Origin of the sequence: Erwinia sp. Leaf53, assembly GCF_001422605.1 — a bacterium.
Classification (GTDB): Bacteria; Pseudomonadota; Gammaproteobacteria; order Enterobacterales; family Enterobacteriaceae; genus Erwinia.
In genome coordinates, this window is record NZ_LMLK01000012.1 from 129,874 (window position 1) to 142,713 (window position 12,840).

Genomic DNA, 12,840 nt, shown 5'->3' on the forward strand with positions numbered 1-12,840 from the left:
TTCTCCTGCCACCTTCCGGGCGGCGTAGTGGCTCAGACAGTGGCTAACGGGGCGGTGGAGCTGGCCGAAGCCAGTTCCAGTAATTGGGCAAAGGTCACCTGCTCGTTTCTCAGTTCACCCACCACCTGGCCGCGGTTAAACACCAGCGCGCGGTTACAGATATGGGCGATCTCTTCAAAGTCGCTGGAGATCACCAGCACCGCCACGCCGTCGGCCAGCGCTTTGTTCAGCAGGTGGTAGATCTCTTCACGCGCGCCGACGTCGACCCCGGCGGTCGGGTCTTCGAGGATCAGCAGCGGGGCGTTGAGGTGCATCCAGCGCGCCATCACCACCTTCTGCTGGTTGCCGCCGGAGAGCGCGCTGATATCGAGGTTGACGTCTTTCGGGCGCACGTCAAACAGCTGCACCTTCCACCAGCTGGCGCCAATTTCGGCGCGCCGGCCGTAGCGCGACAGCAGACGGTGGCCGCTGGCGCAGGGATTAATAAACAGGTTTTCGCGCACGCTCATTGACATCACCAGGCTCTCACCGGTGCGATCGCCGGCCACCAGCGAGACGCCGGCATCCATCGCCTGGCGCGGCGACTGCGGCTGATAACGCTGCTGGCGGAACTGAATAGAGCCCGCGCTGGCCTGGCGCAGGCCGAACAGCAGGCGACCGATCTCCTCCTGCCCGGCGCCGCGCAACCCGGCCAGCGCCAGCATTTCTCCCGGCTGCAGGTCAAAGGAGATCGGACCGACCTCGCCAGTGCGCAGCTGCTGCAGGCTGAGCACCGGGTCACGCTGCTCCGGCAGCGGCAGGCGCTGGTTATCGGCCAGCGCTTCGCCGACGATGGTTTCCACCAGGCCCCGCAGGCTGTACTCGCTGGTGTGCCCCCCTGCCACGCGCCGGCCGTCACGCATCACGCAGACCCGGTCGGCGATTTCGATCACCTCATCCAGCCGGTGGGTGACGTAGATCATGCCGACCTTTTTCGTTTTCAGCCGTTCGATTACGCCGAACAGGTGGCGCACGTCGTTGGCGGGCAGCGAGGCGGTGGGTTCATCCAGCACCAGCACTTCGGCATTCACCGCTACCGCACGGGCGATGGCCAGCAGCGATTTTTCGGTGCGCGTCAGCTCAAAAACCCGCGCATCCGGGTCGAGGGCGATACCGACTTCCTCCAGCGCGGCGCGGGAACGTTCACGCACGGCACGCCAGTCGATCAGCCCCAGCCTGCGGCGGAATCCCATCACCAGCGCCATGTTCTCCGCTACCGTCATCCACTCGATCAGCCCGAGATCCTGATGGATAAAGGCGATCGGCTGGCGCTGCGCGGTTTTCAACTGTGCTGCGGAGCTGATGCTCTGCCCGTGGAAAATGATGTCGCCGCCGTCACGCGGGTAGACCCCGGCCAGCACTTTGATCAGCGTGGATTTGCCGGCACCGTTCTCGCCCAGCAGGGCGAGGACCTCGCCGGGGTGAACGTCCAGACTGACATCGTTAACGGCGAGGGTGCCGCCGAAGCGTTTGGTAATGTGCGCAAGCGTCAGAACGGGATCGGGAGATGACGGCATTATGGCCTCCTGCAACAGGTGAATGTTTACAACGGCGACGGCAATGACATGGCGATTAATGGTTCAACTAATTCCAACATGCGAAATCAAGTTTCAAAAATAGTATTCTTCCTGAACCGGGAAAGCAAAGGGTCAGACATTTTATTTGTTATTTAAAAACAGTGACTTATTTTTGTTGTTGCGGAATTGTGATGGACTGCTCACTTCTGATTGCCGCTGTTCGCCGGCCGGGATGACCGCTACAATGGGGAAAACACCGTGCCATATTCCCAATCTGCCAGGGCTGAGTTACCCTCTGGCAACCCGGTGAAACCAAGAGGAAGCGTGGATGCGCACCAAGGCGGAAAATGAAGTGAAGGATGATAAAAAAGAGCAGCCTGCCGGTACCCAGAGCCTGTTTCGCGGACTGCAGCTGATTGAAATTCTGAGTAACTATCCGAACGGCTGCCCGCTGGCCCACCTGTCTGAGCTGTCGGGGATGAATAAAAGTACCGTGCACCGCCTGCTGCAGGGGCTGCACAGCAGCGGCTACGTCACCCAGGCACCGTCAGCGGGCAGCTACCGGCTGACCACGAAGTTTATCTCGGTCGGGCAGAAGGCGCTGTCGTCGCTGAACGTGATCCACGTGGCGGCCCCGCATCTGGAGAGGCTGAATCTTGAGGTGGGAGAAACCATCAACTTCTCCAGCCGCGAAGACGACCATGTGATCCTGATTTACAAGCTGGAACCGACTACCGGTATGCTGCGCACCCGCGCCTATATCGGCCAGCATATGCCGCTGTACTGCTCGGCGATGGGCAAGATCTTTATGGCGTGGGATAACGCAGAGTATCCGGCGCACTACTGGCAGACCCATCAGGACGTTATTCAGCCGCTGACCAGAAATACCATCACCGGCCTGCCGGAGATGCTGCAGGAGCTGCAGAGCATCCGCCAGCATCAGACCGCGATGGACAGGGAGGAGAACGAACTGGGCGTCTCCTGTATCGCCGCGCCGGTTTTTGATATCAATCAGCAGGTGCAGTACGCGGTCTCCGTTTCACTGCCGACCGCCAAGATGCAGCAGATCGGCGTGAAGAAGCTGATGGCACCGGTGGTGGCGACGGCGAAAGCCATCTCCGCCGAACTGGGTTTTCATGGTTAAACTGCGGTCTGTACGCTCTGCTGACCTGCGATTGACGGCTGAGACCGCACAGTTGTTTCCTGTGGGAAACAATTAAGGGTTTAATCGCTTAATTGTTGCGAAGAAATCTGGCTGTGGCAGGATGGTTTCAACGGGAAATGACCCACACTCTTTTGAACCAAATCCGAATACGAAGGTGTAGCGATGAACGATAAAGTAGTTAACTGGAATGGTGGCTTACAGCCGGAAGCCGTTGAGATCCTGTCTGCTGAAGGCGGCATGATCGTCTGCCCGACCAAAGTCGGCTACATCATCATGACCTCTGATGCCAAAGGCCTGGAGCGCAAGTTCGACGCCAAGCAGCGTAACCGTAACAAGCCGGGCGTGGTGCTGTGCGGCTCGCTGGAGCAGCTGAAAGAGCTGGCGCAGCTGAACCCGGAAATCGAATCGCTGTATCAGCAGCACTGGGACCAGGACGTGCTGCTGGGCTGCATCCTGCCGTGGAAAGAAGAAGCGGTGGCGCGTATTCCTGAAGACGGTTCCAAAGACCTGATGATGGACGGCCGTCAGACCAGCTGCTTCGTGATCAAGTTTGGTGTCCCGGGCGAAAACCTGGCGAAAGAGCTGTGGGAAAACCACGGTAAGTTCTCCTTCGCCAGCTCGGCTAACCCGTCTGGCAAAGGCAACCGTGGCCTGGTGGAAGGCATCGGCGAGCGCATCGAGCAGCACGCTGACCTGATTATTGCGGCCAACGACTACGTGAAATCTATCCAGCCAAATGAGTCTGAAAAGACCCGTTACGAGCAGGGTGTGATGGTGGCGATGGTAGACGAAACCGGTAAACTGGTTCCTGAGCAGAAAGGCGAGCGCAACATCACGCCATGCCCGGTACTGATCCGTAAAGGTCTGGACGTGGATAAGATTATGTCGATGCTGTCTGACACCTTTACCACCTGGGACTACCGCCACGGTAACTACTATTAATTCAGCCGCTTAACCCGCTCAGGTTAAACAGACTTAAGCCCGCATACTGCGGGCTTTTTCGTTGCTGTAAGGCGGTGCCCGGAACGTAAAGCGAACGCCTGCGGGATTTTTATTCTGCTAATGCTTTCTGTAACGCTTCCACAAATAAGCGCACGCGTGGAGAGATATAGTTTTCACTCTTCATAATCACGTAAGATTTATACACATCCATTTCCCAGTCGGGCAATACCTGTACCAGGCTGCCGCTGGCCACCGCCTCTTCCGCAATATAGCTGGGAAGATAGGCAATCCCCGTTTGCGCCTGTGCTGAGGTTAACAGTGCAATACTGTTATTAGCGCGAAAACGGCTGCGCACCTCAATATCTTTTTTCAGCTTCTCTTTGCGAAACGGCAGTGAAATGGTGTGGGCTGGCCCGCGGAAAAGAATAAAGTCGTGGCGCGGCAGATCGTCAGGGGTGCTGATGGCCGGATGCTGCTGTAAATAGCCTGGCGCGGCGTACAGCCCCCAGGCGATATCCATCAGCGGGCGATAGTGGCCGTGGCCGGGCAGCTCGCGGCGGATGGCAATCACCAGGTCAACGCCGTCGTCGTCGAGGCTGACCGGGCGGTCGGTCAGATCGAGATCGACGCTGACGTGAATATTGCTGGCGACGAACTGATTGAGCACCGGCACGATGCACTGGCAGCCGAAGGTCACCGGGGCTGCCACCCGCAGGCTGCCGGTTGGCTCTTCATGAAACTGGCGGATAAACAGGTCGGCGCTTTTCACCTCCTGCAGGATGCGATAGCAGTAGTGATAGTAGGTCATGCCAACTTCGGTGACCTTAATTCGCCGGGTGGTACGCTCCAGCAGACGGGCACCGAGACGCACTTCCAGCGCGGAGATCTCCTTGCTGATCGACGATTTTGCCAGCCCGAGTACTTTTGCCGTCTCCGTATAGCTCAGCGTCTCGACCACTTTGGCAAAAATAATCATCCCGCTCAGGTTTTCAAAATCGCTCATCTCGGTCCTGGATTGTTTTTAGAGGGAAACAATGGCTGATATTAGCATGTTCCCGGTTTACTGCGCAGAGAAAAAGAGTAAGTTAATAAATAACAGCAACGGCAATGTGGGTTCAATAAAAAAGAGAGCAATTTAAATGGGGCAGACCATCAGTCAGAAAATTCTCGCTCAAGCCAGCGGGCGCGATAGCGTATTGCCCGGAGAAATTGTCTGGGCAAAAGTGGATATATTAATGTCGCACGATCCCTGTATGCCAGGCGTCGCCAGCGTATTTAAAAAAGAGTTTGGCGAACGGGCAAAAATATGGGATGCAGAGCGGTTTATTTTAATACCGGATCACTTCGTCTATTCCGCCGACCCGCAGGCCAATCAGAATATTCGCGTGATGCGTGAATTCGCCCGTGAGCAGGGGGTGAAATATTTCTATGACGTCGGCACGCCGGATTATAAAGGCGTGTGCCATATTGGCCTGGCAGAGGGCGGCCACACCCGCCCCGGCGAGGTGCTGCTGGGCACCGACTCGCACACCGTGACCGCCGGGGCGTTTGGCTGCTTCGCCATCGGGCTTGGCATCACCGACGCCGCCTATGCGCTGGGCACCGGTGAGATCCCGCTCAAGGTGCCGGCCAGCATTCGCGTCAACTACCGCGGCGTGAAGCCGCGCTACGTGCAGGCCAAAGATCTGATCCTCGCGCTGCTGGCCGAGCTGACCGTCGACGGTGCCACCTATGAAAGCATCGAGTTCGGCGGCCCGGCGATCGAGGCGATGTCGGTGGAGGAACGGATGACGATGTGCAATATGGTGGTGGAGTGCGGGGCCAAAAACGGCATTATGGTGCCGAACCAGGCCACCCTCGACTATCTGGCCACGCGCACCGACGTGCCTTACGCCGTAGTTGAACCGGATGCGGACGCCGTCTACAGCCGGGTGGTGGAGATTGACGTCAGCGCCATGCAGCCGCTGGTGGCGCGGCCGCACTCGCCGGATAACGTGGTGCCGATCGGTCGGCTGCGCAATGTGCAGGTCGCCCGCGCCTATATCGGGTCCTGCACCGGCGGCAAGCTGGAGGACTTTATCGCGGTGGCGCAGATCCTGCGCGGGCAGAAGGTCGCGATCCCTACCTTTGCCGTGCCGGCCACCAGAGAGGTGTTTCACCGGCTGATTATGACGCAAATCGAGGGCGAATCGGTGTACCAGATCCTCACCGGTGCCGGAGTGCAGCTCTCCCCCGAGCCAGGCTGCGCCGCCTGCTGCGGAGGGCCAGCCGACACCTTTGGCCGGGTGAACGAGCCGGTGTCGGTGATTTCCACCACTAACCGTAACTTTGTCGGCCGCATGGGGCACAAAAGCGCGCAGATTTACCTCGCCTCACCCTATGCGGTGGCCGCCGCCGCCGTGCGCGGTGAAATCACCGATCCGGCCCTGCTGGCAGGAGTATGCCCATGAATCACATCATCACAGGTCCGGTCTACGTGCTGGGTGACAATATTGATACCGATCAGATCCTCACCGCTGAATATCTCAAGGTCAATCCGTCAACGCCTGCGGGCTATGCCCAGCTGGCCGGTCTGGCGATGTGCGGGCTGCCGCCAGGGGCAGCGCCATTCCTTGATGCCAGCGGTAAGCGGGCGGCGTACCCGATTATCGTTGCCGGCAACAACTTTGGCTGCGGGTCGTCGCGCGAGCACGCGGTGATCGCGCTGGGGGCGGCCGGGGTGCAGGCGGTGATTGCTCAGTCCTATGCACGTATCTTTTTCCGCAACTGCGTGGCAACCGGCGAAGTGCTGCCGGTGGCGTCACCGGCACGGTTGTGCGAGCGGTTGCAGACCGGCGATCGGGTCGAAATTGACCCGCTGACGCAACGGGTCCGATTGCTGAGCAGCGGTGAGACGGCAGAGATTGAACCGGTGGGTGAGCTGGCAAATATCATTGCCGCGGGCGGGCTGTTTGCCTATGCACGCGCCAGCGGCCGCATAAAAAAAGCCTGCGAAAATGCAGGCTTTTAGCTTTCCGGGTCGCGCCAGAGCGGCGGGACGGGCTTATTTCGCCGAGGCGACCAGCGCACCGCCGGCAAACACAAACAGCGTGCCGGTCGAGCGGTTCAGCAGGCGCAGGCGTTTCGGGTTAGCGAACAGCCCGGAGAGACGGCGACCGGCGCAGGCATAGGCGAACATAATGCTGCCGTCCAGCACCGCCCAGGTCAGCGCCAGGGTGGCAAACTGCAGCGCATGCGGCTGGCTGGCATCGATAAAGTTCGGGAACAGCGCCGCGAAGAACAGCAGGTCTTTCGGGTTGCTGATGCCGACCATAAAGCCTTTGCGGAACAGACGCAGCGCACCGGCGGACTCTTCCACATCCGGCGTCGCCATCGGCGTTTCATCGCCTTTATCGCGCCAGGCGGAGATGCCCAGCCAGATCAGATAAGCGGCACCCACCACTTTCAGCACGGTAAACGCCGTGGTCGAGGCGGCCAGAATCGCGCCGAGGCCCAGCGCCGAGGCGGTCATCAGCATCAGCGCGGCCAGCACCCCACCGGTGATGGTGGCCAGCGCCTTCTGGCGGCCGTAGCGCAGGCCGTGGGTCATGCTGATGAGTGCCGACGGGCCGGGGATGGCGATCAGCGCGGCGATCACGCCGGTATAAGCCAGCCAGAGATGCAGGGTCATATCAATCCTTTCAGGTTAACCCTCTGCCTGAGGGGCGCGGGTGAATACAGAAATCGGGTCATTCTACAATGGTGCGATAGTTTATTTTCCCGGCAGTGAGAAGTAAATCACAGCGGTAAAATTTGTGCGTCTGGGTGCTGGGGTCTGTGCGGCTCGCGGCTGCCGTACGCAGGATACAGGTGGCAAAGGGGTAATCCGGGAAGGTGCTGCAGAGCGTGAGGCGCGAGGCTGCCGGCCAGGTTTTATCACTGCTTATTGCAAAATCATTGCGCAAAAAACGGGCAATTGTTAGAGTTTACAAATCTGTAATATCACCGGTGAGCCTGATTATTTACCTGACTTTACCCTGAGGGAGAAAATAAACTCAGCGTTTTCCGGTAAATAGAAATATTCTCACGCCACAGTTATTTTTAGACATATTTACATATTAACTGTAATAGAAACATTGGGTTGCAGTGTCACTCCTGACGACTATAATGAGTGTTCGCCATAACATTCACCACGCTAATTATTGCCAGTAGCGTTTGGCATCAGGAGGTTCTTATCACTTTTAATCAGAATCAAGCGATGATCGACAACAACCATACTGAATATGAAGCCTGGTACCACGATTACGAAGCCGGACCGGACGCGGTAGTTGAACCGCAGCCGGAGACCATTCGCGGCCTGCCGGTTTCGGATATCCTCACCCCGGCAGATCGTTATCAGGACCTGTTTGAGGCGGTGCAGATGTCACGCGTCTTTGCGGACAGCAAAACTTTTGCCGACTGTACCCCGAAGCGGGAGCCGGAGCAGATCCTGTTCCGCTACTACCTGGCGCGCGAGCGCGACGACTTCAGTCTGCTGGATTTTGTGCTGGAGAACTTCGAGCTGCCGGTCGTCCATGAGAGCCATTACGTTTCCGATCCGCAAAACAGCATGGCGGAACATATTGACGGGCTGTGGCCGGTTCTGACCCGCCATCCGGCCAGCCACGGCGAGTTTTCGTCGCTGCTGCCGCTGCCAAAACCCTATGTGGTACCGGGCGGGCGGTTTGGTGAAGCCTACTACTGGGATTCGTACTTCAGCATGCTCGGTTTTGCCGCCAGCGGGCGCGGCGATCTGCTGCGGCATATGGCGGACAATTTTGCCTGGATGATTGATACCTACGGCCATATCCCTAACGGTAACCGGACCTACTATCTCAGCCGTTCGCAGCCGCCGGTATTCGCGATGATGGTCGAACTGTTCGAGAAAAACGGCATTAATGAAGCGACGCGCTACCTGAAGCAGCTGAAAAGCGAATACGCCTTCTGGATGGACGGGCAGGATGACCTTGTCCCGAACCAGGCTTACCGCCATGTGGTAAGGATGCCTGACGGATCGGTGCTGAACCGCTACTGGGACGACCGCGATACGCCGCGCGATGAGTCGTACTTTGAGGATGTGGAAACCGCCCGCCGTTCAGCGCGCCCGGCCAGCGAGGTGTATCGCGATCTGCGCGCCGGGGCGGCGTCCGGCTGGGATTTCAGCTCACGCTGGCTGAGTGAAGCAGGGCGGATGGAGAGCATCCAGACCACCAGTATCGTGCCGGTCGATCTGAACGCGCTGATTTATAAGCTGGAAACCGCGATTGCGCGTCTTTCGGCCGCCGAAGGCGATCTGGATACCGCCGAGCGCTTCCAGCAGCTGGCGCTGAAACGCCGTAAGGCGGTTAATCACTACCTGTGGGATGACCAGGCCGGACTCTACCGCGACTATAACTGGCGCGAAGGCGGGCAGGCGACGTTTTCGGCGGCGGCGGTGACGCCGGTCTACGTGGGCATGTCCAGCCTCGACCAGGCTGCCCGTACCGCGAAGGCGGTGCGCGACTACCTGCTGGCGCCGGGCGGGCTGCTGAGCAGCATGGAGGAGAGCGGCGAACAGTGGGACAGCCCCAACGGCTGGGCACCGCTGCAGTGGATGGCGATTAAAGGCTTCAGCAGCTACGGTGACGCGCTGCTGGCGCAGGAGATCGCCCGCCGCTGGCTGCATACGGTCAGCGCCACCTATCAGCAGCACCATAAGATGGTGGAGAAGTACAATGTAACCGGCGATGCGGCACTGCTCGGCGGCGGCGGCGAGTATCCGCTGCAGGACGGCTTCGGCTGGACCAACGGCGTGACGCGCCGCCTGCTGGAGATGTATCCGGACCTGTAACCGGCCGCGGGCGGCACAGCTGCCCGCGCTCTTGCCGACAAATTTCCGCAGGTAAAAAAAAGAATCTGGCTTAACGCCAGATTCTTTTTTTTTGTCTTTGGGGCAGTTGGTGGTTGCCCGTAAGACGATTATCACATGCACCCACCGTTAACGATGAGAGGTTAATCGCAACCTTTTATCAGGTCAATAATTCATCATTGATAAAAAATCACCCTCGTTAGCGGAACAGCTTCTCCACGAAGCGGATATAGGCCGGCCGCCAGAAATCCATCTCGTGGCCGCGGTCCGGCACCGACTGATAGTCAAACTTCACGCCGTTCTGCTCCAGCGTCTGCTTCAGCCCGGCGATATCCTTACCGGTGATGCTGTCCTCAGCGCCCACCGCCACGGTGAAATTCACCAGCTGGCGGTTGATCTCATCCGGCCGCGCCAGCTGTGCCGATACTTTTGCATCCGGCACCGTGGTCACCGTCACGCCGCTTAAGGTCGCCAGCGCGCTGAACGACTCCAGGTGGCGCATGCCGGAGACCAGCGCCTGATAGCCGCCCTGCGACAGCCCGGCCAGCGCGCGGCCGCCGGCGTCGCGACGGACGTTAAAGCGCTGGTTAATCAGCGGAATAATATCGTGGATCAGCTCACGGTCGGCCGCATCGGCGTTACGCGGATAGAACTCCTTGCGGCGCTCTTTCGGCACGTAGGTTTCCGGGGTGGTGGTGGCGGTATCGGTTTCGGTATCCGGGATCACCAGCAGCATCGGTTTGATCTTCCCCTCTGCCAGCAGGTTATCCATGATCTGTGGGAAACGTCCCTGATCCACCGCCGAGCGGATGCTGTCACCAAAGCCGTGATAGAAGTAGAGCACCGGCAGCGGTGCCCCACGGCCATCGTAGCCCGGCGGCGTCCACACCAGCACCTGGCGTTCGCGTTTAAGCTCAGCCGAGTGATAGGTCAGCGCGCGCAGCTCGCCGTGCGGCACCTGGCGTTCATCCAGCACGCTGCCCGGCACCAGCACCAGGCTGGTATTGACCTGGCGCTGCGGCTTAACGCTGGCGGTGCCGGTATCCACGCTGCGGAAACCGTCTACGGTGAAGAAGTACTCATACAGGTTCGGCTGCAGCCGCGCGGAGCGGAAGCTCCAGATACCGTCGGCGTCGCGGGTCATCGGCTGTGAGACGATGGTTTCCGGTGGCACGCTGGTAAACAGCGTCACCTGTTTTGCCTGGGGTGCAAACAGGCGGAAGGTGATGCTGTTGTCCGCGTTAACGCCGGTCACATACTGCGTGACCGCCCGATCCTGCGGTGGCAGGGTCGGAAAATCCGCCGGCAGCGTCAGCGCCTGAGCGGGCAGGGTGCCCCCCAGCAGCAGGCTGGAGAACAGCAGTGTAAGCGTACGTTTCTTCATGGTCGGTTTCCTTATTTCGCGTGATTAGCCGGGCGTATTACCACCAGACCTCAGCCTGCACGCCGACGGTAAACTGGTCTTTTTTGTTATCGGCAAAGCTGTAGTTGGACAGCTCATTATCCAGCATACGCAGCCAGGTGCCGTAGAAGCGGATCTCCGGACGCGAGTTGAGGATGCTGGTATCCACCTTCAGCGCATGGTAGAGGGTGGTTTTGTAACCAGACTCTTTCAGCTTCTCGCCGTCCTCTTTTTTGTTGGTCTGGGTAAACCAGCCCAGCTCTACGCCGGTCTGATTATAGGTGTCCCAGATCCACGCCGGACGTACCACGGTGCGCACGCTGCTAAAGTCGCTGTGCGCGCCGGTGTCATAGCTGTAGACGTCACTACCCTGTGACAGCACCACGGCGTTGGCCATAATGATCCTGTCGCTGAGGTAGGCTTCGCCCTGCGAGAACAGGCGGTAGGCGGTACCGTTGGTGTGGTCGCCATAATAGTAGCCGTTGAAGCTCATCGCCGAGCTGGCACCCGAGTAGTTAGCAAAGCTGCTGGCTGAGGAGTTGGTGGCCCCCTGCAGGCCGATATCGTTGTAGCCTTTCTCACCGATCTTCTGGTGCAGGATCGCCGTTAACAGGGCAGAATCCTTGACCGCGAAGTAGCTTTTGTCATTTTCAGCGCTCTTCTGCGTGTCATTTTTATTGGCCATGGTGTACTTGGCCATCAGGCTCAGCGTGGCGCTGTCCCACAGCGGCAGATCGTTATAACGTGCTTCCACCGAGTTGCTGTTCATCTGGGTTTTGCTGCTCAGATCGCGCGAGTAGACGTCGAAGTCTTCCCGGGTCAGAGCGAGGTCCAGTTTACCGGCGCCCACCTGCCAGTTTTCTATGCCAAGGCCGCCGCCGACGTCGGTACGCAGGCTTTTCCAGTCGAGCATCTGGATTTCATATTTCTTCAGACCGTGTTTACCGACCCAGAAGTCCGCTTCCGGTGCAAACGGCAGGAAGCCGGTGGTGGTCAGGTACATATCGGAGAACTGCATGATGTTTTCGTTGCCGGCGTTTTCACCGAACCAGCCGGAGCCGTACTGCTGGCCAACGTTACCGTCCAGCATCACCACCGCGTGGGCGGTTTTACCGTTCTGGTTATACACCCGCTGTTTAAACTGCAGATCGTACCAGCCGGAGTGCTCGTTGCCGAAGCGGCCTACCGAACCGATAGCGTAGGATTTCGGTGAACCGTGGTTACCGGTTGCCCAGCCGGTGCGGATATAGCCGTTGTAGCTGAAGCCGATATCCTCTTTCACGTACTTGCTGATATCTTTCAGGCTGACCGGCTGGCTGTTCTGGCCGTTGCTGCTGGCCACGTCGACGGTGGAGCTGGCGTCAACCGGCACGGGAGCCGTCGCGCTGCCAGCGGTGCCAGAGGTATCCAGATCCGCGGCGTTTGCCGTGGTCGGCCGGGTGGCAGCACGTTTTGCTATAGTCTGATTTTCGTGCTGTGCCTTATATTCACGGAATTCGCTTTTAGTCTGTTGCAGCTCTTTCTCTAATAATTCCAGACGCTGTTCGAGGGTCAGCTTCGCCGCGAATACGTGGGGCGTAGCCAGTGCCGAAGTCATTAAAACCGCTATCATCTTAAGGGCATGTTTTTTCACTTTTGAGTTTCCCCTGGTGAATTATTATTAATTAAAGGTAATAAAATCCCCTGCCGGTCAACCTGCTGACTGGCATTATTTAATCGCTGCAATCCCTCCGGCAGCGAGATGTTTTTAAAAGCGTTTTATATTTTTTTCTCTGACGCTGGCAATTCCCCCACCTTGTTCTGGCCTTTTTTTGAGCAAAAAAAAACCTGAATGACGTCGCGGTCGTAGCATTCACTACGCGCTGACGTCATTCAGGTTTTGCCCGTTAATCGGCATGCCGAAAAACAG

Annotated in this window: 10 protein-coding genes; 5 read left to right on the top strand and 5 right to left on the bottom strand. The window is 58.5% G+C overall.

Features of this window, described 5'->3' with window-relative positions:
* Positions 1–32: 32 nt before the first annotated feature.
* Complete coding sequence (locus tag ASF13_RS09370) at positions 33–1,556, bottom strand: sugar ABC transporter ATP-binding protein (protein WP_056235244.1); 1,524 nt, start codon at positions 1,554–1,556, stop codon at positions 33–35.
* Positions 1,557–1,884: 328 nt separating this feature from the next.
* Here ASF13_RS09370 and ASF13_RS09375 point away from each other — a divergent pair, with 328 nt between their 5' ends.
* Together ASF13_RS09375 and ASF13_RS09380 are read left to right on the top strand one after the other, a co-directional pair.
* A complete protein-coding gene (locus tag ASF13_RS09375) occupies positions 1,885–2,700 on the top strand; it encodes an IclR family transcriptional regulator (protein WP_056235246.1) in 816 nt (271 codons plus the stop codon).
* Between the two features lie 183 nt (positions 2,701–2,883).
* Positions 2,884–3,663, top strand: coding sequence for an L-threonylcarbamoyladenylate synthase (locus ASF13_RS09380; RefSeq protein ID WP_056235251.1), 780 nt, complete (start codon positions 2,884–2,886; stop codon positions 3,661–3,663).
* A 109-nt stretch (positions 3,664–3,772) separates the two neighbouring features.
* Here ASF13_RS09380 and ASF13_RS09385 read toward each other — a convergent pair whose 3' ends face one another.
* On the bottom strand, positions 3,773–4,666 hold the full coding sequence (locus tag ASF13_RS09385) for a LysR family transcriptional regulator (protein ID WP_056235254.1): 894 nt from the start codon (positions 4,664–4,666) through the stop codon (positions 3,773–3,775).
* 136 nt (positions 4,667–4,802) lie between these two features.
* On the opposite strand from ASF13_RS09385, the gene ASF13_RS09390 reads away from it, so the two are divergent.
* Positions 4,803–6,113 carry an aconitase/3-isopropylmalate dehydratase large subunit family protein gene (locus tag ASF13_RS09390; protein WP_056235257.1) on the top strand — a complete coding sequence of 437 codons (1,311 nt, stop codon included), beginning with the start codon at positions 4,803–4,805 and terminating at the stop codon, positions 6,111–6,113.
* Positions 6,104–6,673: a 3-isopropylmalate dehydratase gene (locus ASF13_RS09395; RefSeq protein WP_056235260.1), complete on the top strand. Its 570-nt coding sequence runs from the start codon at positions 6,104–6,106 to the stop codon at positions 6,671–6,673. The genes ASF13_RS09390 and ASF13_RS09395 overlap by 10 nt, the downstream gene beginning before the upstream one ends.
* Before the next feature lie 33 nt (positions 6,674–6,706).
* Here the strand turns inward: ASF13_RS09395 and ASF13_RS09400 are convergent, their stop codons facing one another.
* Positions 6,707–7,333 carry a LysE family translocator gene (locus ASF13_RS09400; protein WP_056235261.1) on the bottom strand — a complete coding sequence of 209 codons (627 nt, stop codon included), beginning with the start codon at positions 7,331–7,333 and terminating at the stop codon, positions 6,707–6,709.
* A 543-nt stretch (positions 7,334–7,876) separates the two neighbouring features.
* Here ASF13_RS09400 and treF point away from each other — a divergent pair.
* The gene (treF, locus tag ASF13_RS09405) at positions 7,877–9,511 is read left to right on the top strand and encodes an alpha,alpha-trehalase TreF (protein ID WP_255354441.1); all 1,635 of its coding nucleotides are present in this window, start codon (positions 7,877–7,879) and stop codon (positions 9,509–9,511) included.
* A gap of 217 nt (positions 9,512–9,728) precedes the next feature.
* Here treF and ASF13_RS09410 read toward each other — a convergent pair whose 3' ends face one another.
* Together ASF13_RS09410 and ASF13_RS09415 are read right to left on the bottom strand one after the other, a co-directional pair.
* Positions 9,729–10,913, bottom strand: coding sequence for an esterase (locus ASF13_RS09410; protein WP_056235269.1), 1,185 nt, complete (start codon positions 10,911–10,913; stop codon positions 9,729–9,731).
* A gap of 37 nt (positions 10,914–10,950) precedes the next feature.
* A complete protein-coding gene (locus tag ASF13_RS09415) occupies positions 10,951–12,528 on the bottom strand; it encodes a carbohydrate porin (protein WP_233208990.1) in 1,578 nt (525 codons plus the stop codon).
* Positions 12,529–12,840 lie beyond the last annotated feature (312 nt).

Bases quoted from the DNA above. Each gene is read 5' to 3' on its own strand.
- ASF13_RS09410 (WP_056235269.1), bottom strand. From the start codon at position 10,913: ATGAAGAAACGTACGCTTACACTGCTGTTCTCCAGCCTGCTGCTGGGG.
- ASF13_RS09395 (WP_056235260.1), top strand. From the start codon at position 6,104: ATGCCCATGAATCACATCATCACAGGTCCGGTCTACGTGCTGGGTGAC.
- ASF13_RS09380 (WP_056235251.1), top strand. From the start codon at position 2,884: ATGAACGATAAAGTAGTTAACTGGAATGGTGGCTTACAGCCGGAAGCC.
- ASF13_RS09415 (WP_233208990.1), bottom strand. From the start codon at position 12,528: ATGACTTCGGCACTGGCTACGCCCCACGTATTCGCGGCGAAGCTGACC.
- ASF13_RS09385 (WP_056235254.1), bottom strand. From the start codon at position 4,666: ATGAGCGATTTTGAAAACCTGAGCGGGATGATTATTTTTGCCAAAGTG.
- ASF13_RS09370 (WP_056235244.1), bottom strand. From the start codon at position 1,556: ATGCCGTCATCTCCCGATCCCGTTCTGACGCTTGCGCACATTACCAAA.
- ASF13_RS09390 (WP_056235257.1), top strand. From the start codon at position 4,803: ATGGGGCAGACCATCAGTCAGAAAATTCTCGCTCAAGCCAGCGGGCGC.
- ASF13_RS09375 (WP_056235246.1), top strand. From the start codon at position 1,885: ATGCGCACCAAGGCGGAAAATGAAGTGAAGGATGATAAAAAAGAGCAG.
- ASF13_RS09400 (WP_056235261.1), bottom strand. From the start codon at position 7,333: ATGACCCTGCATCTCTGGCTGGCTTATACCGGCGTGATCGCCGCGCTG.